At 64.6% G+C, this 22,167-nt stretch carries 18 protein-coding genes and 2 tRNA genes; 13 read left to right on the forward strand and 7 right to left on the reverse strand.

Annotation, left to right across the window (positions count from 1 at the left end; translation table 11 throughout):
* Positions 1–429: 429 nt before the first annotated feature.
* From BW11_RS02220 to BW11_RS02230, 3 genes are all read left to right on the forward strand, one after another.
* Positions 430–502: transfer RNA gene (locus tag BW11_RS02220), tRNA-Glu, on the forward strand.
* Between the two features lie 39 nt (positions 503–541).
* Positions 542–616 (forward strand) — tRNA-Gln (locus BW11_RS02225).
* Between the two features lie 129 nt (positions 617–745).
* On the forward strand, positions 746–2,062 hold the full coding sequence (locus tag BW11_RS02230) for a metallophosphoesterase (protein ID WP_140444591.1): 1,317 nt from the start codon (positions 746–748) through the stop codon (positions 2,060–2,062).
* A 154-nt stretch (positions 2,063–2,216) separates the two neighbouring features.
* On the opposite strand, the gene BW11_RS02235 is transcribed toward BW11_RS02230, so the two are convergent.
* Positions 2,217–3,041, reverse strand: a complete 825-nt coding sequence (locus BW11_RS02235; RefSeq protein ID WP_043164708.1) for an IclR family transcriptional regulator — start codon at positions 3,039–3,041, stop codon at positions 2,217–2,219.
* A 378-nt stretch (positions 3,042–3,419) separates the two neighbouring features.
* Here BW11_RS02235 and leuC point away from each other — a divergent pair, with 378 nt between their 5' ends.
* Positions 3,420–4,823 (forward strand): 3-isopropylmalate dehydratase large subunit, encoded by a 1,404-nt coding sequence (gene leuC, locus BW11_RS02240; protein WP_140444590.1) that lies wholly within the window; start codon positions 3,420–3,422, stop codon positions 4,821–4,823.
* A 128-nt stretch (positions 4,824–4,951) separates the two neighbouring features.
* Positions 4,952–5,644: a 3-isopropylmalate dehydratase small subunit gene (gene leuD / locus BW11_RS02245; RefSeq protein ID WP_140444589.1), complete on the forward strand. Its 693-nt coding sequence runs from the start codon at positions 4,952–4,954 to the stop codon at positions 5,642–5,644.
* On the opposite strand, the gene BW11_RS02250 is transcribed toward leuD, so the two are convergent.
* Together BW11_RS02250 and BW11_RS02255 are read right to left on the reverse strand one after the other, a co-directional pair.
* On the reverse strand, positions 5,637–7,355 hold the full coding sequence (locus tag BW11_RS02250; protein ID WP_140444588.1) for a PH domain-containing protein: 1,719 nt from the start codon (positions 7,353–7,355) through the stop codon (positions 5,637–5,639). The two genes, leuD and BW11_RS02250, sit on opposite strands and share 8 nt — an antisense overlap.
* A complete protein-coding gene (locus BW11_RS02255) occupies positions 7,355–7,876 on the reverse strand; it encodes a PH domain-containing protein (RefSeq protein WP_140444587.1) in 522 nt (173 codons plus the stop codon). The genes BW11_RS02250 and BW11_RS02255 overlap by 1 nt, the downstream gene beginning before the upstream one ends.
* A 129-nt stretch (positions 7,877–8,005) precedes the next feature.
* Between BW11_RS02255 and BW11_RS02260 the strand changes: the two genes are divergently transcribed.
* Both BW11_RS02260 and BW11_RS02265 read left to right on the forward strand, forming a co-directional pair.
* A complete protein-coding gene (locus BW11_RS02260; RefSeq protein WP_140444586.1) occupies positions 8,006–8,875 on the forward strand; it encodes a DUF805 domain-containing protein in 870 nt (289 codons plus the stop codon).
* Positions 8,866–10,248, forward strand: a complete 1,383-nt coding sequence (locus BW11_RS02265) for a hypothetical protein (RefSeq protein ID WP_140444585.1) — start codon at positions 8,866–8,868, stop codon at positions 10,246–10,248. The genes BW11_RS02260 and BW11_RS02265 overlap by 10 nt, the downstream gene beginning before the upstream one ends.
* Here the strand turns inward: BW11_RS02265 and BW11_RS02270 are convergent.
* Complete coding sequence (locus BW11_RS02270) at positions 10,242–10,955, reverse strand: DNA-binding response regulator (RefSeq protein ID WP_181162461.1); 714 nt, start codon at positions 10,953–10,955, stop codon at positions 10,242–10,244. The genes BW11_RS02265 and BW11_RS02270 overlap by 7 nt on opposite strands.
* A 224-nt stretch (positions 10,956–11,179) precedes the next feature.
* Here BW11_RS02270 and BW11_RS02275 point away from each other — a divergent pair, with 224 nt between their 5' ends.
* The 3 genes from BW11_RS02275 to BW11_RS02285 all read left to right on the forward strand — a co-directional run bounded on the left by BW11_RS02275 (position 11,180) and on the right by BW11_RS02285 (position 14,892).
* A complete protein-coding gene (locus BW11_RS02275) occupies positions 11,180–12,292 on the forward strand; it encodes a CPBP family intramembrane glutamic endopeptidase (RefSeq protein WP_140444583.1) in 1,113 nt (370 codons plus the stop codon).
* A gap of 246 nt (positions 12,293–12,538) precedes the next feature.
* Positions 12,539–13,699, forward strand: coding sequence for a CPBP family intramembrane glutamic endopeptidase (locus BW11_RS02280; RefSeq protein ID WP_140444582.1), 1,161 nt, complete (start codon positions 12,539–12,541; stop codon positions 13,697–13,699).
* 71 nt (positions 13,700–13,770) lie between these two features.
* On the forward strand, positions 13,771–14,892 hold the full coding sequence (locus BW11_RS02285; protein ID WP_140444581.1) for a diguanylate cyclase: 1,122 nt from the start codon (positions 13,771–13,773) through the stop codon (positions 14,890–14,892).
* A 206-nt stretch (positions 14,893–15,098) separates the two neighbouring features.
* Here BW11_RS02285 and BW11_RS02290 read toward each other — a convergent pair whose 3' ends face one another.
* Positions 15,099–16,451 carry an FAD/NAD(P)-binding oxidoreductase gene (locus BW11_RS02290; protein WP_043164696.1) on the reverse strand — a complete coding sequence of 451 codons (1,353 nt, stop codon included), beginning with the start codon at positions 16,449–16,451 and terminating at the stop codon, positions 15,099–15,101.
* A gap of 282 nt (positions 16,452–16,733) precedes the next feature.
* Here BW11_RS02290 and murA point away from each other — a divergent pair, with 282 nt between their 5' ends.
* Positions 16,734–18,059, forward strand: coding sequence for a UDP-N-acetylglucosamine 1-carboxyvinyltransferase (gene murA / locus BW11_RS02295; protein ID WP_043164695.1), 1,326 nt, complete (start codon positions 16,734–16,736; stop codon positions 18,057–18,059).
* Positions 18,060–18,068: 9 nt separating this feature from the next.
* On the opposite strand, the gene BW11_RS02300 is transcribed toward murA, so the two are convergent.
* Both BW11_RS02300 and BW11_RS02305 read right to left on the reverse strand, forming a co-directional pair.
* Positions 18,069–19,307, reverse strand: a complete 1,239-nt coding sequence (locus BW11_RS02300; RefSeq protein ID WP_043164694.1) for an MFS transporter — start codon at positions 19,305–19,307, stop codon at positions 18,069–18,071.
* A gap of 13 nt (positions 19,308–19,320) precedes the next feature.
* Positions 19,321–19,953, reverse strand: coding sequence for a TetR/AcrR family transcriptional regulator (locus BW11_RS02305; protein WP_140444580.1), 633 nt, complete (start codon positions 19,951–19,953; stop codon positions 19,321–19,323).
* Between the two features lie 243 nt (positions 19,954–20,196).
* On the opposite strand from BW11_RS02305, the gene BW11_RS02310 reads away from it, so the two are divergent.
* A complete protein-coding gene (locus tag BW11_RS02310; protein ID WP_043164691.1) occupies positions 20,197–21,096 on the forward strand; it encodes a 1-acyl-sn-glycerol-3-phosphate acyltransferase in 900 nt (299 codons plus the stop codon).
* A 25-nt stretch (positions 21,097–21,121) separates the two neighbouring features.
* Positions 21,122–22,117 carry an NAD(P)H-dependent glycerol-3-phosphate dehydrogenase gene (locus tag BW11_RS02315; RefSeq protein WP_043164689.1) on the forward strand — a complete coding sequence of 332 codons (996 nt, stop codon included), beginning with the start codon at positions 21,122–21,124 and terminating at the stop codon, positions 22,115–22,117.
* The last annotated feature ends 50 nt before the right edge of the window (positions 22,118–22,167 follow it).

Genomic DNA, 22,167 nt, shown 5'->3' on the forward strand with positions numbered 1-22,167 from the left:
GAGAGATTTTGGCCGTGCCGTGTCGGGGATCTCTCGTGGAAGCGTTTCTGGCGAGAGATCCCTGATGGCTTGTGACCGTTTTGTCTCGCGGGGAGGCTCCTTGGCGAGAGGTTGTGGTCATGCCGTGTCGGAGAACTCTTGCGGAACTATTCTTGGTGAGAGGTTTCCGGTGGCGTGTGTCTGTTTTGTCTCGCGGGGAGGCTTCTTGGCGAGAGGTTTTCGTCAGGTCGGTTGTGGTCTCTCTCGCTGGGGTGTGGAGTGATGGGGCAGTGGGTAGTCAGCGGGCCGCCAGCGGGTGATGTGGTGACCGGTGGTGGTATGAAACGTTGGAAATGCTGGCGACACGCCGTGGCTTGCGCTGGTCAGGTATGCCGCGTATATTAATCACCTGTTGCGCGGTTCGCCGAGCAGCCAGTGAAAACTGAATATGCCCCCATCGTCTAGCGGTCTAGGACTACGCCCTCTCACGGCGCCAACACCGGTTCAAATCCGGTTGGGGGTACGAAGACGCACAGCTCACAAGGTTGTACGCCTGCCAAATTGGGATGTGGTGTAATTGGCAACACAGCTGATTCTGGTTCAGCCATTCTTGGTTCGAGTCCAGGCATCCCAGCCAATGACCCTCGCGGAAAGCGAGGGTTTTTTGTTTTCGGCGCGAATGTGCGGAGTGTGCGGCGTGCGTTCGCGATGGAAAATGCGTCGTGGGAAATATACGGTTAGCCGAATCATCGCTACAGTGGGGGATATGACGGAAACACAGCGTGCGCCCGAAGGGTTGTCTTCAAAGCCGAGGATCAGGCCGGCGGAGGCGGGGGAGACCCGACCTCTGTCCATATCGGCGCGTCTTGGGCGCTTGCAGTTCCACACCTCCGGCAAGTTCCGCGTCCTGCAGGTCGCAGACATCCAGGCCGGCGCGAAGGTCGCGAAGGACACCATCCGCCTGATCGGGGCGAGTCTCGATGCGGTGCGTCCGGATCTGGTCGTCTTCACCGGCAATCAGATCGCCGGATATGACCCGGCGTTCGCGCCGACGTTCCGCAAGCGTCGCTGGAGCCCCGCGAACGAGTTCGACGACGCCGAAGCCGCGGCTGAGGCGATGTCACGCACGCGCGACCTCGTGCAAAGCGCGATCGGCCAGTTCCTGCAGCCGCTGATCGACCGCAAGGTGCCGTTCGCGGTCACGTACGGCAATCACGATTTCCAGTGCGGGCTCGACAACGCGGAGCTCGACGCGATCTACCGCGGGTTCCCCGGCTGTGTGAACCCGACTCCCGGGGTCGAGGCCGACGTGTTGCCAGTGGATAGCCTGCTGCATGATCAGGTGGTGTATCCGCATGCGGTGGGCACGTTCGCGCTGCCGGTCGCTGACCCGGACAACAAGCGTACGGTGCTTGGGCTGGTCATTCTCGATTCGGGCGATTACGTGCACGGCGGCGGGTTCTCCGGCCCGTCCGAGGACACGCTCGGTTTCCTGCGTGAGGTGCCGCGGCTGATCGGGGCGAAATCGGGGGTGTTCCAGCATCTGCCGTTGCCCGAGTACTACGACCTGCTCAAGCCGGTCTCGTCGACCACGGCGTACGCGATGCAGGGATACCGTGGTCACGCTTCGCAGTACTACGTGCTGGACGAGGAGAAGGTGCGTCCCGGCGGGTATCTGGGCGAGGGCATCAGCTGCCCGGACGAGTCGGACGAATTCGCGATCCTGTCCGAGCGGGATGCCACGGATGCGCCTTTGTATATAGGTGTGGCGACCGGACACGACCATCGCAATGGGTTCGTCGGTGAACTGGATGGCGTGCTGATGACCGCGACGCCGACTTGCGGATTCGACACCTACGGCCCGGCGCCGGCCAAGCGGGCGACGCGACTCATCGAGTTCGATATTCGTCACCCGTACGAGCCGCGCACGCAGCTGCTGGAGTTCGGCGAGCTCGTCGGCAAGCCGAGCTCGAAGAAGGCGTACACGTACGCGCTCAACGCCAAGCCCCCGCAGGAGGGGGAGGGCGACGATCTGCTGCGCAAGCCGTCGCTGTGGGCGCAGATCAAGGGGCTGTTTAGCTAGGCCTTCTCTGGTTTTGTCCCGGACTTTCTCTCCCCCAGTCAGCTTCGCTGACAGCCCCCTCGTCAGAGGGGGGGGCGAGCCGTGGGGCATGACCGTCACGTGGGCGGTCGGCGACAGCCCCCTCGTCAGAGGGGGCCGAGAGAAAGGAATCGGCTCAGCGGCCGGAGGAGGCCTTGATCAGAGCCTCGGTCAGGTACTTGCCGGCGGCCATGACCAGCGGCGCGTAGCGGCGGCCGGGGGCGTTGCCCATGCGTCCGGACGGGCCGGAGATCGAGATCGCGGCGATCACCTGGCCGGAGGCGTTGCGGATCGGCGCGGAGATCGAGCACACGCCCTCCTCGCGTTCGTTGACCGACTCGGACCAGCCGCGCTTGCGCACGGCGGCGAGCTTGGTCGCGTTGAACTTGGCGTGGCGAAGGCCCTGATGCATGCGCTCGGAATCCTCCCAGGCAAGCAGGATCTGGGCTGCGGATCCGGCCTCCATCGACAGCATCGCGCCGACGGGGATCGAATCGCGCAGGCCGGAGGCGCGTTCCACGGCTGCGATGCAGACGCGCTGATCGCCCTGACGGCGGTAGATCTGCGCGGATTCGCCGGTGCGGTCGAGCAGGGTCTGCAGGATCGGGCCTGCGGCGGTCAGGAGACGGTCCTCGCCGGCGGCCGCGGCCAGTTCGGCGAAGCGGGAGCCGAGCACGAAGCGTCCGTGCTGGTCGCGCAGCACGAAGCGGTGGCGTTCCAGTGCGATGGCGAGGCGGTGGGCGGTCGGTCGCGCCAGTCCGGTGGCGGCGACGAGCTGGCCGAGCGTGGAGGGGCCGGTTTCGAGGGCGTCGAGAATCTTTACGGTTTTGTCAAGTACGCCGACGCCGGAGTGTACCTCGCCGTCGTTCTGCTCGGCGGTCTCCGAGGTCGGTTCTTCGGCGGGGATCTGTTCCGCGAGCGGCGTTTCGGCCACGGTGGGGTCTGCGCTTGTTGAAGTCATAATTGCCGTTTATACCATCTCACATAGTGAAATGCCAAATCGAGGAGGTGTCTCACGAGGTGAGCTTTGCATTGCGGGGGTATGGAGAAGGGGAAAACGACGACTCGTCAGTGAAAACGCACAGCGGAAAAGTGCGGATATGGCGAGGCATGATAGGCGATTCGGGCCTGGAATCAAGCATTTGATCGAATTGCGGAAGGATGTCCGTGTGCGATGTCTCATCGACGCAATCCGTCGCACGTGTGCGAATGCGTGGCCACATCATGTATCTCATAATCCGGCCGGAATGTGATCGCCCTCAGAGCCGCCGCATAGTCTATTACCACGAACAAAGCGCAAAAGCAATACCTAGCGCGAAGAAAATTAGGAGGAATCCTCATGGGAACGACACTGGCCGAGAAGGTCTGGGCCGATCATCTGGTACGGAAGGGCAGCGATGGAGCGCCCGACCTGCTGTACATCGACCTGATGCTCATGCACGAGGTCACCAGCCCGCAGGCGTTCGAGGGTCTTCGGCTGGCGGGACGCAAGCCGCGCCACGTCGATCAGCTCATCGCGACTGAGGACCACAACACGCCGACGGTCGACATCGACCGTCCGAACCCGGACAAGACGAGCGCCCTGCAGCTGTCGACGCTCGAGAAGAACTGCAAGGAGTTCGGCGTGCGTCTGCACCCGCTGGGCGACGCCGATCAGGGCATCGTGCACGCGTTCGCCCCGATCCTGGGCCTCACCCAGCCGGGCATGACCATCGTGTGCGGTGACTCGCACACCTCCACGCACGGCGCGTTCGGCGCGCTCGCGTTCGGCATCGGCACCTCCGAGGTCGAGCACGTGATGGCCACGCAGACCCTGTCCTTGAAGCCATTCAAGACGATGGCGATCAACGTCAACGGCAAGCTGCCGGCCGACGCGACCGCCAAGGATATCATCCTCGCGATCATCGCGAAGATCGGCACCGGCGGCGGCCAGGGCTACGTCATCGAATACCGCGGCGAGGCGATCCGCGACCTGACGATGGACGAGCGCATGACCGTGTGCAACATGTCCATCGAGGCCGGTGCCCGCGCGGGCATGATCGCCCCGGACGAGACCACGTTCGAATACTTGAAGGGCCGTCCGCACGCGCCGGAGGGCGAGATGTGGGATAAGGCGGTCGCGTACTGGAAGACGCTCAAGACCGATGACGGCGCCGTGTTCGACAAGGTCGTGGACATCGACGCGACCAAGCTCGGCCCCTACGTGACGTGGGGTACCAACCCCGGTCAGGGCCTGCCGATCACCGCGAGCGTGCCGGAGCCGGACAAGATCGCCGACGCCACCAAGCGCGCCGCCGCCGAACGCGCGATCAACTACATGGGTTTGAAGCCCGGCATGCCGATCAAGGACATCGCCGTGGACACCGTGTTCATCGGATCGTGCACCAACGGCCGCATCGACGATTTGCGTCAGGCCGCCGCGATCATGAAGGGTCATCACAAGGCGAAGAACATCCACCGCGTGCTCGTCGTGCCCGCCTCCTCGCGTGTGCGCCTCGAGGCCGAGCGCGAGGGGCTCGACAAGGTGTTCGAGGACTTCGGCGCCGAATGGCGCAACGCCGGCTGCTCGATGTGCCTGGGCATGAACCCGGACAAGCTGGTGCCGGGCGAGCGTTCGATCTCGACGTCGAACCGCAACTTCGAGGGACGTCAGGGCAAGGGTTCGCGCACGCATCTGGCGTCGCCGGCCGTCGCCGCCGCGACCGCCATCCGCGGCACGATCTCGTCGCCCGCCGACCTGTGACCCGCTGATCCATCGACCATCGACTCCGACTCCGACTTCGCAAACTTCGCATCGGCCCCCTCCGTGGTCCATTCCGACGAGGGGGCTCCCGGCAGAGCCGGGTGGGGGAGACCCCGAAAGGACAATTCATGGAAAAACTCACCACTTTGACCGGCGTGGGCGTGCCGCTTCGCCGCTCCAACGTCGACACCGACCAGATCATCCCGGCCGTGTTTTTGAAGCGCGTCACCAAGACCGGCTTCGATGACGCGCTGTTCTACGCGTGGCGCCGCGACCCCGAGTTCGTGCTCAACAAGCCCGAATACGCGGGCAAGGGCCAGATCCTCGTCGCCGGCCCGGAGTTCGGCATCGGCTCCTCCCGTGAGCACGCCGTGTGGGCGCTGCACGACTACGGCTTCCGCGTGGTCATCGCCCCGAGCTTTGCCGACATCTTCTACGGCAACACCGCCAAGAACGGCGTGCTCGCCGCGATCATGCCGCAGGAGAGCGTCGAACTGCTGTGGAAGCTCCTCGAGGAGGAGCCCGGACGCGAGATGACCGTCTCGCTCGAGGATCGCACCGTGACCTGCGGCGACGTGACCCTCCCGTTCGAGGTGAACGACTACACGCGCTGGCGTCTGATGAACGGCTACGACGACATCGACCTGACGCTCCAGCACGAGGACGACATCGCCGCCTACGAGAAGATGCGCGCCGAGAAGTTCCCGTTCAAGCCCAAGACCCTCCCCGCCAAGCATCTGCCCGAAGAGCCCATAGCCTCCGCCCGCGAACCCAAGGATCAGGAATGGGCCGGCCCGTTGGCCGATCGCGGCATCATCTAGCCGCAGGCCGGGTGAGCCAGGCGTCGAGGGTTTCGGCGTCACTTCGGTGAAGGAATGTGAACCGTAGGGCGGAGATGCCGTTCATCACGAACAGCGGCATCTCCGCCTTTTCGATGCCGCGCGGTTCACGCCACGGCGTCGTCGACCGGGTGATCGACTGGACGCGCGATCGTCGGGTCGTCATCGCGAACGTGGTCAGTCCCTTGGCGCCCGTCACGAGGATGCGATGGGGCAGCGGCTCGGACGGATCGGATGAATCGGACGAGCAGAACGCATTGGGTCGATCGGGCAGAATCGCATACCCCTCGGTGCGCGACTTCAGTGCGCGGCAGACCGTCCAGTACGCGCCGATCGCCAGCGGCACGATGAACAGCCATCGGGATGGTGCGCCGCTTATCGTCACCATCACACCGGTGCCCACTGCTGCGGCCGCGACGAGGGCGACGACGATCGGCGTCGTCACGTAGTAGCGCAGCAGTCCGCGGCCGGTGCGATGGATGGGCTCCGTGGCGTCGCCGGGTTCGCGCGGGTCCCACTCGGGCAGCATCGCGGTGAGGACGTCGTACACGCGCCCGGTGCCGATCACCGGCAGAATGCGGGCCGCGGAGATGCCGCTCTCCTCGCTCTCGCCGCTGACCGACGAGGAAAGCCCCAATCCCACCGAACACAGGTGGAACGGGCGACGCAGCAGCGACTGGCGTACGACGATCGACTGGATGCGCGAGACCGGGATCGTCGTCGTACGGCGGGTGAACAGACCGCGCACGACGACCAGATCGTCGCCGCGACGCCACACCTCGAACCCATAGAACCGCAGCAGCGACGTGACGACGCTGACGACCATCAGCACGATCACGCAGACCAGCACCAGCATGACGATCGAGATCACACCCCGCGCCACGTAGTCGCCGACCGACCGCTCCGCGGTGCGCACCCAGTCACGCGGCAGCATGTCCTGCAGATTCTGCACGAACCCGAACACGACGAACGCGGCCGCGATGAATCCCAGATCGGTGACCGCGAACAGCGTGATGTCCCGCACCGAGGCGCGGAAGACGGGGGCGTTGCTTTCCGGGCGCGCGTCGGATGACAGAACTGGGGATGATTGGGGTGGGGATGGCGTGGCGAGTGACGAAGCGGATGGGACGGCGGCCGCAATCGACGGTGAACCCTGTGTGACTGCGGTTGGTGTGGTCTCGGCGGTGGTCGCCTCGCCCGTGCGCGCCTGAGCCCGCAGACGCTCCAACTCCAGCTGCAACGCCGCGGGCACCGCGTCGAGCGTGATGTCGGTGTCAGTCGCACCCGCGGCGGACACGGTCAGCTGCACGATGCCGAACGGCTGCATGTACACCGGCGACGAACTGCTGATCGCGTGGATGCTGCCATAGCCGATCGTGCGGTTCTTGCGGAAGAACAGTCCCGAGCGGAACTGCAGCGAGTCCACGCCAAGCCGATATCTCGTCGACGCCCAGCGGATGATCGGCTCGACGATCGTCAGTCCGACGCCCGCCACGATGATCGCCCATGTGACCCAAGAGGGGAATCGCCCCTCCATCAGCAGACGGAACACCACCAGCAGCGAGATGAACGTGCTGATGATCGCACGGATCGACTGAACCAGCGCGACGAGCAACCCCAGCGGATGCAACATCCGCCATCCGTTGGCATGTGCGCCGGAGCGTGCTTCGGCAGGAGTCCCGAACGCACCCATCACAGGTCATCCTTCGCGCTCGCCACACGCTCAGTGATCAACGCCACCACGCGTTCGGCCTCGGCCGTATCCAACGCCTCGATCTCCACCTCGTCGGCGGCCGTATGCACGACCACCGTGGTCAGATTGAAGTGACGCAGCACCGGATTCTGCTTCGTATCCACATGCTGCACACGGTTGTACGGCACGGCGGTCGACTTGCGCAGCAGCCATCCCCTGCGCGTGCGCAGATCGCGCTCGCCGATACGGAACCGGTAGAACGTGTACGCGTACTTCGTCTGCAACGGCTGGAACGCCAGATCCAGCACGGCGTACGCGGCGAACAGGCCCACGATGAGTCGTTGCCAGAATCCCCACCAGCCGTTCGCGATGCAGACCGCGGCCACCACGCCGCATACCGCCAGTGCGATCACACAGCTGATCGCCTCGTTTACGAGCCACGCCGTTCGCGTGCGGCCGGGCAGCGATCGCCAGTTGTCGTCGCAGCCGTCAGTGCCGGAGCCTTCCCCAAGTTCGTTCATATGGCCCACTGTATCCGAGCGAGCCGTCTCCACGGCGGCACTGTACACAGATGTCGACCTGATACCGCCCGGCTGGACGAACGACGTTCGATGCGGTTGAGTGGAGCATAACGAGGAAAGGATCCGCTGATGCGTGAGGACAACAGTAACGGCAGCGATGGCAGCAACCGATTCGCCGGCGACGACCGATCCGTCAAGGGGAATGACGGCCCGTTCACTCCGGCGCCGTACGCTCCGCAATCACCCGTCAACCCGTATACGCAGTACGCGTACATGCCGAATGTCAAACCGCCGCTCGACGCGCCGTGGTATGGCATCGGATTCGGCGACGCGATCGTGCGGTTCTTCCGCAAGACGTTCATCTACAGCGGACGCGCCTCCCGCGGCGAATACTGGTGGGCGGTTCTCTTCATGGTGATCGTCGAGATCGTGGTGGGGTTTGCCGCGTATAGCATAGCGTCGGCGTTCGGAGTGAAGGATGCCGCCATCGACTCGCCGTCATCATTGTCGGGAGCGTTCTCCGCCGGTTTCTCGGCCGGATGGAACGGGGAGGAATCGCCCGAGACGCCGTTGTCGGACATCATGACGCTGGCCATGATCGCTGCTCAGCTGGTGTGTTTCCTGCCCCAGCTGTCGCTGTCCATTCGTCGTCTGCATGACGTGAATCTGCGCGGATGGTGGTATCTGGCGCCGTTGGGCGTGATGTTCGGCGGACTCATTGCGGGAGCCGTCGGCTTCTTCCTCGTCGTCGGGTCCGACGACACGGCCATCAGCATCATGGGTCTCACCGCATCGGTGATGGGTATTCTCGGCGCGTTCCTGCTGTCGAATCTGATCTCCGTCGTGATGATGATTCTGCCCAGCAATCCCAGGGGCGTGCGATTCGACAAGCCGGTGCTGCGCGGGTACGGTGCGTCGGATCGCACTGTTCCGGCGGCCGGTGCCGATCCGATCCATAATCCGGCACATAACGGGGATGGGGCGGCGCAATGGCGGTAAATGAACTGCGTGATCTGACACGGCGCGTCCGCGCGTGGCTGCGCGAGCCGCATTTTCTGGAGAAGAACGCGATCGTCGGCGCGGTTCTTCTGGTGATCGAGATGATCCTCGTCCCGCCGGCGAGCCCTACGCAGATGCTGCTGGCGTTGGCATGGCTCGTTGTCGTCGTCGCCGTGCCGTTCCGAACCAGACTGATATGCCTGCTCGCGCCGGTGCTGCTGCTGGTCGTACCGTTCCTGCCGGTCGACGTGTGGTGGGCGAGCGGCGGGACGGCCATCATCACCGTTTTCCTGGCGATCGGGTATGCGCTGTCCAATCGAGCGATGATCGGGGTGCTGCTCGCGTACTCGCTGGCCGATGCCGTCTGCTTCGCTCTGTTCGACACGGCGTCGATCGGCGGCGGTGTGATCCGCGGCATGGTCGAGGAGTTCAACAGGATCGGCGCGGACGGTACGATTCCCGTGCGCTCGATGGAGGTCTCGCCGCTCTACACGATCCTCATCGTCGTCGGTACGTTCATACTCGATCTGATGATCCTCGGATTCTTCGTCGTCTTCGGCGCCGCGTTCCGTCGCGCGTCCGCGGCGGGCGAGCGGGTGGCGCGCGTCGAACGCATGCTCGACCGGATCACGCGCGAGCAGGAGCTTGCACACATGATCCATGATTCCGTGGCCAACGACATGTCCACCATCGCGATGCTCGCCTGGCGCGCCAAGGCGATGGACGATGACGATGAGGTGCTCGACGCGATCTACGCCAGATCGCATCACGCGCTCGACCGCGTGCACGAGGTCATCGACGTGCTCAACGGCAAGCGGGACATCACCGAGCTGACCGCGGAGGAGGGGTATGACGCTGGCGGCGCCGTCGGAGTGCATGCGGGCGATCTGTCCTTCGACGCCCAACTTGAGAAGTACATTGAGGATCAGAATCGGGCGATGACCATGCTGGGACTCGCCGGCGTCACCCGATTCAACAGCGCGCCGGACGTCGTTGTGCCCAAACCCGTGCGACGCGTGGTCATGGGGCTGACCGAGGAGATCTATGCGAACATCGTGCGGCATTGCGCGATGGACGATGTCGACGAGACTGGCGATGCCAACGCCGGTGCCGGTGCCAACGCCGCGGCGAGCTCGCGCCGGATCGACGAGCCCGCGTACAGCCTGTTCGTGGAGATCACCGCGGAGCATATCCGCATCAGCGAGGTCAACGCGATCGCGGACGAATCGAAGACCCTGGTGCACGGGAGGCGCCACGGCAGCGGACTGGCGTTGCATCGCGCGGCGATCGAGATGGTCGGCGGCACCCTCACCACCAGCAATCTGGACGACACCTGGATGATCAGCGCCGACATCCCGCTCGGAACTCACTGACTGAGCCAGATCGCGATCGCGTGCGCGAGTGAATTCGCGCCGAGCTTGTCGACCGCGCGATGGGCGTGCGTGCGAACCGTGGAGGCCGCGACACCCCATTGCGCGGCGATCTGGTCGTAGGTGAGCCCGCGCGAGAGCAGATGCAGCGTCTCCGCCTCCTTGGAACCCAGTTTGGGGCGTTCGGGGGCGTTGCCGTCGTTGCCCTCATTGGCGTCATCGACGGTGTCGACGAGCAGTCGATGCGCTTCGGATGCGGTACGGAACGTGACCATCGAACGCAAGGCGGGAGGCGTGTAGACCTCGCCCGACGACACCATGCGCAGCGCCTGCGCGAGTTGCGGGATATCCGCCTTCGAAACGATGCCCTGTGCACCCGCCTCGGCGATTCGCGTCGCATAGTCGGACACCGAGAACGCGGTGATGCCAAGCAAGGCCACGCGATCGGTGCGCATGCGGATTTTGCGGCACACGCTCACGCCGGTGGCGTCGCCCAACGACATGTCCACCAGCAGCAGTTTCGGGCGGGTCTCGGGGTCCAGCGCCTTGCGCACCGCCTCGTCGGCCGATTGTGCGTCCCAGATCCAACGGGCCGACGGCAGCAATTGCGGCAGAATCCCCTTCAACGCCAGCAGTGCCATGCGGTCGTTGTCCACCATGGCCACCAGCGTCGGCACGGACTGTGCGGATTGTCCCTTCTCAGCACTCATACGCGCCATTCTAGTGGTCGGTCTGTGCAGTTAGGGGGATTCTGGTCCTCTGACTACCCCTCAGTCCCGCTTCGCGAGCCAGCTCCCCTGACAAGGGGAGCCAAAAGGTGGGTTTTCAGGCGCGATGGGTGTCCTCGACAATCGTCTGTAGACGTGTGTGTACAAGGGTGGACGCGTGTGTACACCGCCGGAATCGCCCTGTTTCCAACGGATACCTTGGAATCATGAACACTATCACCAATGAGCCGCAGCGGCCGGCACTGAAGCCGCTTCAGTCCCAGTCGGTACTCACCGCTCAGCCGCTGCAGCCGCAGCAGCCCGTCTCCGTTTCCGCCTCCGAATCCCCCGAATCCCCCGAACAGCGCAAGTGGTGGCGTGGATGGCGTCGCCGCGTCATCAACCGGGCGATGGGGGTGACGCTCATCTACCAGATGATCCTGATCATCCTCGGCAGTGCCGCCCTCGCCTTCCTCGCTTTCACGTCCTCCAGTCGTGACGAGTATTTCCGGGGGCAAGGTGTGGCAAGCCTCGCCGTAGTGCTCGTCGCCGTCGGATTCCTGACGATCGTGCGTCGGCGCGACATCCTCACACGCGAGTTCTGGCTGGGAGGCGCGCATACCGACACCTACGGCGAACCGAACCAGTTGGGACACATCAGCCAATACGGCGGCGCGCGCATGACCCCGAGGTGGGCCCTCGTATTCTTGGCCCTTGCGTTCGGCGTGCAGGGAGTGCGGATGGCCATCACCTGGGGACTGAGCCAGGTCGGCGTCGATCTCGTCTCACCGGCGCTTGAGAGCATCAGTGAGGCGTCCGTCACCGTGAGCATGTGGCTGTACGCCGGTCTGATCGGGCCGATCTGCGAGGAGGTGCTGTTCCGCGGTGTGCTGATGAAGGAGTTGAAGCCGCTGGGCAAGAACTTCGCGATCGTCACGTCCGCGCTGATATTCGCCCTGTTCCATCAGGATCTCGTGCAGAGCACCTACGCGTTCGCCATGGGCCTGGTGCTCGGCTTCATCGCGATGGAGTACTCGCTGATATGGGCGATCGCGCTCCACGTATTCAACAACGCGGTCCTCGGCGGACTGAGTGCTGGCATCACGCATTACTTCGGCGAGACCGGGGACGCGGCATTCATGTGGGCCATCATTGCGATCGGTTTGATCGGCCTGATCGTCGTGTTTGCGAAGTATGGCAAGGGGCTTACGGAGTACCAGCGTGCCAACCGCAGCGTGAAGGGCACCTACTCCGGCTGGGCTTCATGGACGTTCATCGTGTTCGTCGCGATCACCCTCGCATCCGCCATCTTCTCCTACATCGGCGCGGTGATGGGCTGAGAGGCGATGATCTGACACCGATATGACATTGCCGATACTCCGATCCGTTTCAAGAAAGCGCCGTCAGTGGATTTTTCGCCACTGACGGCGCTTTTGATGCGTGGGAAGGCCGGGAGATGCGTGACGGTTTCGGCGCGGTTCGTGACCGACAAGCTGGGCAAAGGCTGGTAATCATCTGTGTACCAGGGTCGACGCGTGTGTACAACTGTCATGCGTTCCACAGTCTGAGCGATTAGCGTATGAATCATGAACACAAACCAAGGGCCGCAGCGGCCGGCGGCACCGTCGCAAATTCAGTCGCAGCCGCAATCGCCCCAGCCGGGCTATCCGGCGGCGAACTACCAAGCTCAGCAGCCGGTGAGGCAGCCGGCACAGACGTACTATCCGCCGCAGCCCCTGCCGGAGGATCCACGCAAGGTGCTCCGCAGGAGGCAGCGCAGGATGATCAACCGGCCGGTCGGCCTGACGCTGGCGTATGAGGTGGTGATGAACATCGGCGCTGCCATGGCCGCGCTGACCATCGTGATCGTGACGATGGCGGAGCGTTCCGAGTTGACCAACCTCATGGTTATTCGTCACACCGGCATCGTGATGCTGGTCGCGGTGACGTGCGCGATCGTGTTCCTGCTGTTCATGCGTCGCAAGGACATCCTCACCCGCGAGTTCTGGCTCGGCGGGCCGCACAGGGACAACTATGGCGAGCCGTGGCAGATCGGGCGCGTCAGCCGGTACGGCGGAGCGCACATGAAACCGCTGTGGCTCCTGGTGTTTCTCACCCTGTGCCTCGGTATTCAAGGCGTGGTCACACTGGTGCAGCTCGGCTTCTCCGCCATCGGCCTGTCCCTGCCGTCGCCCACGTCGGAGAGCATCACCGAATCGGCCGTCACCGTGAGCATGTGGCTGTACATCGGCCTGATCGGTCCGATCTTTGAGGAGGTGCTGTTCCGCGGCGTCCTGCTGAAGGAACTGAAGCCATTCGGACGCAACTTCGCGATCGTCACCTCGGCGCTCCTCTTCGGTCTCTTCCACGGCGACGTGGTGCAGGGCGCGTTCGCCTTCCTGATGGGCCTGCTGCTGGGCTTTGTCGCGATGGAGTACTCGCTGGTGTGGTCGATCGCGCTGCACATCTTCAACAACGCGATCCTGAGCGGTGTGGTCGACGGCCTCGCCTCGCACTATCTGAACGACAACGGGTATCTGGCGTACTCGCTCATCCTGAGCCTGATCGGGGTCGCCGGCACGATCCTCGCGTTCGTCGTCTACGGCAGGGGATTGAAGGCCTACGTGCGCGCCAATCGCAGCGCGCCGGGCACGTACCTCGGCTGGACGTCGTGGACGTTCATCGTGTTCGTCGCCGGCAACGCTCTGACGGCCATCGTCTCCTTCATCGGAGCGCTGATGGGCTGACGTTGCGCTGTCAGCGGTTCGGCTTGTCCCTTGCCCTATGCTGGAACGTATAGCGGTACCAAGGAGGAGATATGAGCGAGCAGTTCGAACCGTTTTACGACGTCAATCGCACGTATGAGGACAACTACGAACAGGGTCCGTTCGGGCTGTTCGCCGAGGCGCTGAAGGGGGAGCCGGGTGCCGAGGAGGGCGCGGCCGCCGCCGAACCGGCCCAGCCCGCCGAGTCGTTCCTCGGCGTGCCGGTGAACCTCGCGTTCGGCATCCCCGCGGGGCCGCTGCTCAACAGCCGGTACACGACGGCCGCGTTCCGCATGGGCTTCGACCTCGCGACGTACAAGACCGTGCGCTCGCGAGCGTGGGGCTGCAACCCGTTTCCGAACGTGCTGGCCGTGCATCCGAAGTCGGCCGACGGCTCCCTGACCCCCGGCAGCGACGAACTCGACGAGGGCGTGCTCGCCGACACGAACTACGAGCTGCCGATCTCCATCTCCAACAGCTTCGGCGTGCCCTCGCAGGACCCGGACCGCTGGCAGCCGGACATGTTCCGCGCGATCGAGGCGGCCGGCCCCGGCCAGCTGCTCGTGCCGAGCTTCCAGGGATCGCGCGTCGAGGGCATGAGCGAGGAGGACTACATCGCCGACCACGCCACCACCGCGCGACTGGTCAAGGAGACCGGCGCGAAGGTCATGGTCATGAACACCAGCTGCCCGAACGAGGGGCACAATCGCCTGCTGTGCCATAACCCGCAGCTGGTCGGGCGCATCACCGAGGCGGTGAAGAACGAGATCGGCGACACCCCGCTCATGGTCAAGCTCGCGTACTTCCCTGACGACTCCTCGCTCGAGCTGATGATCCGCTCCACCGTGGAACGTGGCACCGTGCAGGGCTTCAGCACGATCAATACGATCTCCGCGAAGCTCGTCGACGCCGAGGGGCGTCAGGCGTTGCCCGGCGCCGGCCGCGACCGTTCCGGCGTGTGCGGCAACGCGATCCGCGGCGCCGGCCTCGACATGGTCCGCCGCCTCGCCGCCCTGCGCGAGAAGCTCGGCCTCGACTTCGCGATCAACGGCGTCGGCGGCGTGATCACCCCGGCTGATTACCGGGCATACAAGAGCGCCGGCGCGGACAGTGTGATGTCCGCCACCGGCGCGATGTGGGACGCGGAACTCGCCCGCGAGATCAAGGCGGAGTGAGACGGGATCGGCCGTAGGCCGATGCTGTGCTGCTCGCCTTCTCTCCTCCAGTCAGCCTGCGGCTGCCAGCCCGTCCTGCAATTGTGGACGCGCTGCGCGCGCAGATGGCTAGCTCGCCTGTCGGCTCGCACGTTGCCTACAAACAGCTCTGCTGTTTGCTTTACGGCAACGTCCCGTCAGAGGGGGGCCACCCCACGGCAACCTATTTATTCCGCTGCTTCGGCGGCGGCCTTCATGGCTACGGCGCCGACGTAGTAGACCGGCTTGTCGAAGTTCGGCTGGAACAGGAAGTCGACGTTGGCGAGCTCGTCGATGGTGAACTTCGCCTGGATCGCCATCGAGATGACGTTCGCGGCGCCGGAGATGTCGGCCTTCGAGCAGAACTGGCCGCCCTTGACCTCGCGCGTGACCGGGTCCCACGTGAGGATCGACGTGACCGGCGTGGTGGTGAGCATGAAGTCGGGGCGGTAGTCCTCGGTCAGCTCGGTCTCGTGGACCGTAAGTCCCCGGCGCTCCGCACCCGCCTTCGTCAGACCCGACGCGGCGAGCGACAGGTCGTACAGCTGCACGGCGGAGGTCGCCTGCGTGCCGAGGTACTTGACGGTCGGCTTGTCGATGTTGCGGCCGACCAGCAGACCCTGGCGTACGGCGTTCGTGGCCAGCGGGATGTAGTCGTGCTTGCCGGTCGGGTTGTAGAAGACGGTCGCCGAGTCGCCGCACGCGTACACGTCCGGCATGGAGGCGCGCATGTACTCGTCGATGACGATCGCGCCGTTCGCCAGCATGTCGACCTGGCCCTTGACGAGGTCCGTGTTCGGCAGGAAGCCGACCGCGAGGATCGCCATCTCGGCCGTGTACTCACCCTTCTCGGTGACGACGGTGACGGTGTCGTCGTCGTTGTCGCGGAAGGCGGTGACCTTCTGTCCGAGCGCGAGCGTGACGCCGTGCTCCTCGAACGCGGCGGCCACCTGATCGGTGATCTGCTTGTCGAAGTTGTTCGCGAGCGGTCGGTCGAGTCCGTCGACCAGCGTGGTCTTGACGCCGGTGAGGCTGAACTGCTCGGCGATCTCGGCGCCGATGTAGCCCGAGCCGATCACGACCGCGGACTTGGCCTCCTTGGCCTTGGACTTGATCGCGATCGCGTGGTCCCAGTTCTTGCACAGCAGCACGTGCGGGCTGTCGATGCCCGGAATCGGCGGGATCACCGGGCGTGAGCCGGTGGTGACGACCAGCTTGTCGAAGTGAAGGATCTCGGGTTCGGCGTCCGGATCGTCGACCGGACGGTAGGCGAGCGTCTTGCCGGCGACGTCGATCGAGGTGACGTCGGTGCGCATGTGCATGGTCGCGCCGGCCTGCGCGAGCTGTTCCGGCGAGGAGTAGAACATCTTCTTCGGGTCGGACACGTGATCGCCCACCCACAGGGCGATGCCGCAGGACAGGAACGACAGGGTGCCGTTGCGTTCGAAGACGTGGACGGTCCAATCGGGATGCTCGGCGAGGATGGAGGTGGCGGCGAAGGTGCCGGCATGCGTGCATCCGACGATGGCGACGGTGGTCATAGGTACAGCTCCTTTGCAGGTTGGTCGGGAACGTGCGGAGTCTTTCGTTGCCTCCGCCTGTGAACGTTCACCAGCTGTTCACCACATTAGCAAAGCCGCGATCGGGTGTTGCGATTGGCGCGTATCGCAGGGCGATAATGTGATGCGGGTCACATTGCGGTGCTGGGGTCCGGTTTCGCTGCGAACATACCACCGCCTTTATTTCACGACGTACGCACATGCCGTATGGCACACTGTCATATAGTGTTTCCGCGGTCCAGGAAGAAGACGAAAGAGGTAGTCGTGGGCGAGAACGAGAACGATGTGCTGCATGTCGAGGGCGGTAAGCCCCTCAACGGCACGATCAAGGTGCGTGGCGCGAAGAACTTCGTGAGCAAGGCGATGGTCGCCGCACTGCTCGCACCGGGCAAGTCGGTGCTGAAGAACGTGCCCGAGATCCGCGACGTTCACGTGGTCTCCGATCTGCTGCGCCTGCACGGCGTGGACGTGGACGTGGACGGCGCGGGCGGCATCGTCACCATCGATGCCTCGCACGTGCAGCTGGCCGACGTGGCCGACGTGGACACGCTTTCCGGCTCCTCGCGCATCCCGATCCTGTTCTCCGGCCCCCTCGTGCATCGTCTCGGCGAGGCGTTCATCCCCGCGCTTGGCGGATGCAACATCGGCGGCCGTCCGATCGACTTCCATCTGGAGACCCTGCGCAAGCTCGGCGCGAACGTCGACAAGGAGCACAAGGACGGCATCCACATCACCGCGCCGAACGGTCTGCACGGCGCGAAGATCCACCTGCCGTACCCGTCCGTCGGCGCCACCGAGCAGACGCTGCTCGCCGCCGTGCTCGCCGAAGGCAAGACCGAGCTGTCCGGCGCGGCCACCGAGCCCGAGATCATGGATCTCGTGTGCGTCCTGCAGAAGATGGGTGCGATCATCTCCGTGGACGTGGACCGCACGTTCCGCATCGAGGGCGTCAAGGAGCTCAAGGGCTACACGCACACCTCGCTCACCGATCGCATCGAGGCCGCATCCTGGGCCTCCGCGGCGCTCGCCACGCACGGCGACATCTTCGTCAAGGGCGCCACGCAGCCCGAGATGATCACCTTCCTCAACGTGTTCCGCAAGGTCGGTGGCCAGTTCGACGTGACGGACAAGGGCATCCGTTTCTGGCACCCGGGTGGGGACCTGCACCCGGTCGCCATCGAGACCGACGTGCACCCCGGTTTCATGACCGACTGGCAGCAGCCGCTGGTCGTCGCCCTGACGCAGGCCAACGGCCTGTCGATCGTGCACGAGACCGTCTATGAGAACCGTTTCGGCTTCACCAAGCCGCTCGTGCAGATGGGTGCGACGATCCAGCTGTACCGCGAGTGCCTCGGCTCCCTGCCGTGCCGCTTCCAGCAGCGCAACTACAAGCATTCGGCCGTGATCTTCGGACCGACCCCGCTGACCGGCCGCGACATCGACGTGCCGGATCTACGCGGCGGATTCTCACACCTCATCGCGGCGCTTGCGGCGAAGGGCCCGTCCAACGTGCAGGGCATCTCGCTCATCGACCGCGGCTACGCCGACTTCCGCGGCAAGCTGCACCAGCTCGGCGCCGACATCGACTGATCGGAGGCGTTATTCGTCGAATCTGCGGGCGAGCGGCACCATCGCCGCGGTGAGCACGGCCATCGCAGCGGCACTGGCGAACAGCACCACGGCGACGGGGAACCGGTCGTAGGCCCAGCCGTACACCATCTGTCCGAGCGGCTGGGCGCACATGGCCAGCGCGGAGAGCATTGCCATGACCTTGCCGGTCATCGCCTCCGGCGTGCTCAGCTGGATCGCCGGAATCGTGATGAGGTTCGTGAAACAGGTCGCGACCATCGTGCCGCAGGTGAACGCCACCAGTACGATGAGCTGCGCCCACGCGCCGATCGGCAGCAGGAAAGCGACTCCCTGCGGGACGAGCAGCAGCACGAACGCGGCCAACGCCACCGGCATATGCCGCATCGTGAGCTTCGCCGCGAATAGTCCGGCGATGAAGGCGCCCGCGACTCCGGCCACACCCACCAGCCCGTCGGCCACACCATAGACGGTCGAGTCGAACCCGAGCACCGTGCGGATCGTATACGGGAATCCGACTGCGGAATACCCGATCACGATGAAGTTCAGTCCAGCCACGAACAACGCCAGCCGGAACACGTTCGGGCGGTCATGGGTGAGGAAGCGGACGCCGGCCTTCAGGTCCTCGAGTGGCGTCGGCAGTTCCTCGTCGCCGCGGTCGGGCGCGCCGAGACGGATGAAGCATTCGAGCAGGGCGGCCGCGGCGAAGCTCGCGATCGTGATCGCCATCATCAGATGGATGCCGAACATCGCGTACAGCACGCCGCCGAGGAAGCTCGGCAGCAGGGAGCCGAGCTGCTGCGTCTGATTGACGACCGCCATCGCCCGGCGCAGCGTCGACTGGCCGTACTTGCGGTACATCTGGGGGAGCGCGGCCTGCACGGTCGGCGTCTCGAACGCGCCGAGCACGGCGAGGGCCACCTGCATCGCCGCGATCGCGATCATATTGAAGCCGATCGTGGCGAAGAGCAGCGCGCACGCGAGCACCAGCACGCCGGAGAGTGCGTCGAGTGCCACCATGATCGTGCGGCGGTTCATGCGGTCGGCGAGCACGCCGCCGAATGGCGAGAGGATGATGGTCGGGACGATCGAGACCGCGAGGATCGACGCGAAGACCGTTGCGGAACCGGTCTCGTCGAGCACCCACATCGACATCGCGAACCGGAGCATGAGATTGCCGAACAGGGAGATGCCCTGACCGGCGACCAGTAGGATGAAATCGCGTGAAATAAGATGGGTATTCGGGTTCATGAGGGGTGTCCGATCAGATCAGGGCGGCGTATCCGCGGGAGACGGTTTCGATGAGATCCTTGTCGAGGATCGGTACGCCCAACCCGGTGCATACCGCGGCCAGAGCCTCGACGCGGTGATGCAGTTCGTCGGCCGTCGCCGGGTAGAACGTGGGGACGAGCCAGTAGTTGGTCAACAGGGCGAGCAGTTCCGCCGCCTCGCGTGGGTATGCGGTGTCGATCGAGCCGTCGGCGACGCCTTCGCGGATCATCGCCTCGAACATATCGGCGACCTGGGTACGCCAGACCTTGAGATTGGCGGCCAGGAGCTTCGGATCGTGCATCGCGGGATAGGCCATGTTCATCAGACGCATATGCTCGTTGTCGGCCGCGGAACGGCGGAAGGCCTCACGCAGCTTGTCCAATCCGGTCAGCCCCGTGTCGTTGATCGCCGTGGGGTCATGGCGGGATTGGTCCTCCTCGCCGAGCGCGTCGAGGATTGCCTCCTTCGACTTGAAGTGGTAGTAGACCGCGCCTTTCGACAGGTCGCCGAGGCTGTCGACGATGTCCTGCATCGTGGTGCCGTCATACCCCTTGGTGAGGAATAGCCGCTTCGCGACGTCGAGGATGCGTGCGCGGGTGCGTTCCGGGTGCTTGTTGCGTGCCATGCGTGCCTCCTTGACCATCTAGTATACATACCGACGGTCGGTATGTATACTGGGCGTTTTGCAGCGAATCATTCTCAATAGGAAACGTGTGAGCCAAATGCACGTTTCCGCACAATCGCACATCGGGTCAAAACCGCGGAATCACGCGGAAAACGGAGTATTGGTGTGCGATTGACGGATCGTCAATCCTCACACTTTCGTTAATGAGAACAAGTCGCTGTAAGGGACTGTAGAATAAGGCGCATGGCATCCAAAGGAAAACCGTCGCCGCGCTCCGCGGTCACACCCTTAAGCAATGCGAGGGTCGCCGAGCTCGCCGAGCGGCATCATCTCGTCGATCCGATGCACGACTTCCCGACCGGGCGCGACCGCAAGGCCAACGTCGCCGAGATCAATGCGCAGAACCCGAAAGCGACCAAGCGACTGCTCACCGGCGTCGACGTGGTCTTCCGCGCCAGCTGCAAAACGCGCGCATGGGGGCTCGAGCACGTGCCCGAGGACGGCCCGTTCATCACCGCAGCCTCGCATGTGACGATGTTCGACGTGTTCGTGCCGATGGCGAGCCTGTTCCACATGGGCCGCCGCCCGCGCTACATGGCCAAGGCTGAAATGGCCAAATGGCCGGTCATTGGCAAATGGTTCCAGCTGGTCGGCATGCAGCCGGTCCAGCGCCACTCCGGCAAGGCCAAGCAGATCGAGGAGACGTCGATCGACATCCTCACCTCCGGCCGCCCGCTGACCGTCTGGCCCGAAGGCACGGTCACGCGTGACCCGAAGAAATGGGTGATGAGCACCAAGGAAGGCGCCGCGTTCATCGCGCTCGAAGCGTCCCGCAGGCTTGGGGCTCAGGTGCCGCTGTTCTGCGCGGCGACCTGGGGCGCGGCGTCGATCAACCACTGGTGGCCATGGCCGCGTAAGAACGTCGTCATGTACTACGGGCCGCAGCTCGACTACTCCGACCTGCTCGCCGACATGGATTCGTGGGGCGACGAGCCGCCGGCCGAGGCGGTGGACGCGCTCAACTGGCGCATCTTCCGCCAGCTCAACAGGCAGCTCGAGGAGATCCGCGGCGAACGGTTCCCCGAAGCCGGATACTGGGACTATCGCACGATGAGCCGCAAACCGCTGCCAGCGGAGAAATAGCGCGTAAGAAGTAAGGAGAACACGTATGAGAATCACGGTATTGGGCGCGGGCGCATGGGGTACAGCTTTCGGCCAGGTGCTAGCCGACGCCGGCAACGAGGTCATGATGTGGGCGCGCGAGCCTGAAATCGTCGAAGGCATCCACGAACGTCACTGCAACGAAGTGCGACTGCCGTTCATCGAACATCTGCCCGACGCGATCGACGCCACCGGTGACAAGGCCGCAGCCGTCAAGGACGCCGAAATCGTCGTCGTCGCCATCGCCGCGCAGTTCGCCCGCGTCGCACTCGAGGACTTCAAGGGACTCATCCCCGATGACGCGATCGTCGTGAGCCTCATGAAGGGCATCGAACGCGGCACGAACAAGCGCATGGACGAGGTCGTGCGAGAATCCCTCGACCTGCCCGCCGAACGCTTCGCCGCCATCTCCGGCCCGAACCTGAGCAAGGAGATCGCGCTTCGCCAGCCCTCCGCCACCGTCGTCGGCTGCGAGAACATCGACAACGCGACGAAGGTCGCCCAGGCCTGCACCACCGACTACTTCAAGGCGTTCGTCACCACCGACGTCATCGGACTGGAGATGTGCGGCTCGCTCAAGAACGTCGTCGCGCTCGCCGTCGGCATGGCCCGCGGCGCCGGATACGGCGAGAACACGGCCGCGATGATCGAGACGCGAGGACTGGCCGAACTGACCGCCCTCGGTCAGGCGGCCGGTGCCGACCCGAAGACCTTCGCCGGACTCGCCGGCGTGGGCGATCTCATCGCCACGTGCGGTTCGCCTCTGAGCCGCAACTACACGTTCGGCTCGAACCTTGGCAAGGGATTGAGCAAGGAGGAGGCGACCCGCGTGAGCAACGGCGTCGCCGAAGGCGTGCCCACCACCGGAGCGGTCGTCGCGCTCGGCGACGAACTCGGCGTGCCCACGCCGCTCGCCTACGCGATGAGCCGCGTGCTCGACGAGGGCATCTCCTGCGCCGACATGCTCTCCCAGCTGTTCGGCCGCGAGGTCACCGCCGAGTGAGGCCCGCGCGCCATCGACGCGAAACTGTCGCCGGGTAATCTGTGGAGAAA

This window comes from Bifidobacterium sp. UTCIF-38 (genome assembly GCF_006454495.1).
In the GTDB taxonomy this organism is placed as follows: Bacteria; Actinomycetota; Actinomycetes; order Actinomycetales; family Bifidobacteriaceae; genus Bifidobacterium; species Bifidobacterium callitrichos.

Bases quoted from the DNA above. Each gene is read 5' to 3' on its own strand.
- BW11_RS02310 (WP_043164691.1), top strand. From the start codon at position 20,197: ATGGCATCCAAAGGAAAACCGTCGCCGCGCTCCGCGGTCACACCCTTA.
- BW11_RS02300 (WP_043164694.1), bottom strand. From the start codon at position 19,307: ATGAACCCGAATACCCATCTTATTTCACGCGATTTCATCCTACTGGTC.
- BW11_RS02280 (WP_140444582.1), top strand. From the start codon at position 12,539: ATGAACACAAACCAAGGGCCGCAGCGGCCGGCGGCACCGTCGCAAATT.
- BW11_RS02285 (WP_140444581.1), top strand. From the start codon at position 13,771: ATGAGCGAGCAGTTCGAACCGTTTTACGACGTCAATCGCACGTATGAG.
- BW11_RS02305 (WP_140444580.1), bottom strand. From the start codon at position 19,953: ATGGCACGCAACAAGCACCCGGAACGCACCCGCGCACGCATCCTCGAC.
- BW11_RS02265 (WP_140444585.1), top strand. From the start codon at position 8,866: ATGGCGGTAAATGAACTGCGTGATCTGACACGGCGCGTCCGCGCGTGG.
- BW11_RS02235 (WP_043164708.1), bottom strand. From the start codon at position 3,041: ATGACTTCAACAAGCGCAGACCCCACCGTGGCCGAAACGCCGCTCGCG.
- BW11_RS02315 (WP_043164689.1), top strand. From the start codon at position 21,122: ATGAGAATCACGGTATTGGGCGCGGGCGCATGGGGTACAGCTTTCGGC.
- BW11_RS02260 (WP_140444586.1), top strand. From the start codon at position 8,006: ATGCGTGAGGACAACAGTAACGGCAGCGATGGCAGCAACCGATTCGCC.
- BW11_RS02270 (WP_181162461.1), bottom strand. From the start codon at position 10,955: ATGAGTGCTGAGAAGGGACAATCCGCACAGTCCGTGCCGACGCTGGTG.
- BW11_RS02290 (WP_043164696.1), bottom strand. From the start codon at position 16,451: ATGACCACCGTCGCCATCGTCGGATGCACGCATGCCGGCACCTTCGCC.
- BW11_RS02230 (WP_140444591.1), top strand. From the start codon at position 746: ATGACGGAAACACAGCGTGCGCCCGAAGGGTTGTCTTCAAAGCCGAGG.
- BW11_RS02275 (WP_140444583.1), top strand. From the start codon at position 11,180: ATGAACACTATCACCAATGAGCCGCAGCGGCCGGCACTGAAGCCGCTT.
- leuD (WP_140444589.1), top strand. From the start codon at position 4,952: ATGGAAAAACTCACCACTTTGACCGGCGTGGGCGTGCCGCTTCGCCGC.
- BW11_RS02255 (WP_140444587.1), bottom strand. From the start codon at position 7,876: ATGAACGAACTTGGGGAAGGCTCCGGCACTGACGGCTGCGACGACAAC.
- leuC (WP_140444590.1), top strand. From the start codon at position 3,420: ATGGGAACGACACTGGCCGAGAAGGTCTGGGCCGATCATCTGGTACGG.
- BW11_RS02250 (WP_140444588.1), bottom strand. From the start codon at position 7,355: ATGGGTGCGTTCGGGACTCCTGCCGAAGCACGCTCCGGCGCACATGCC.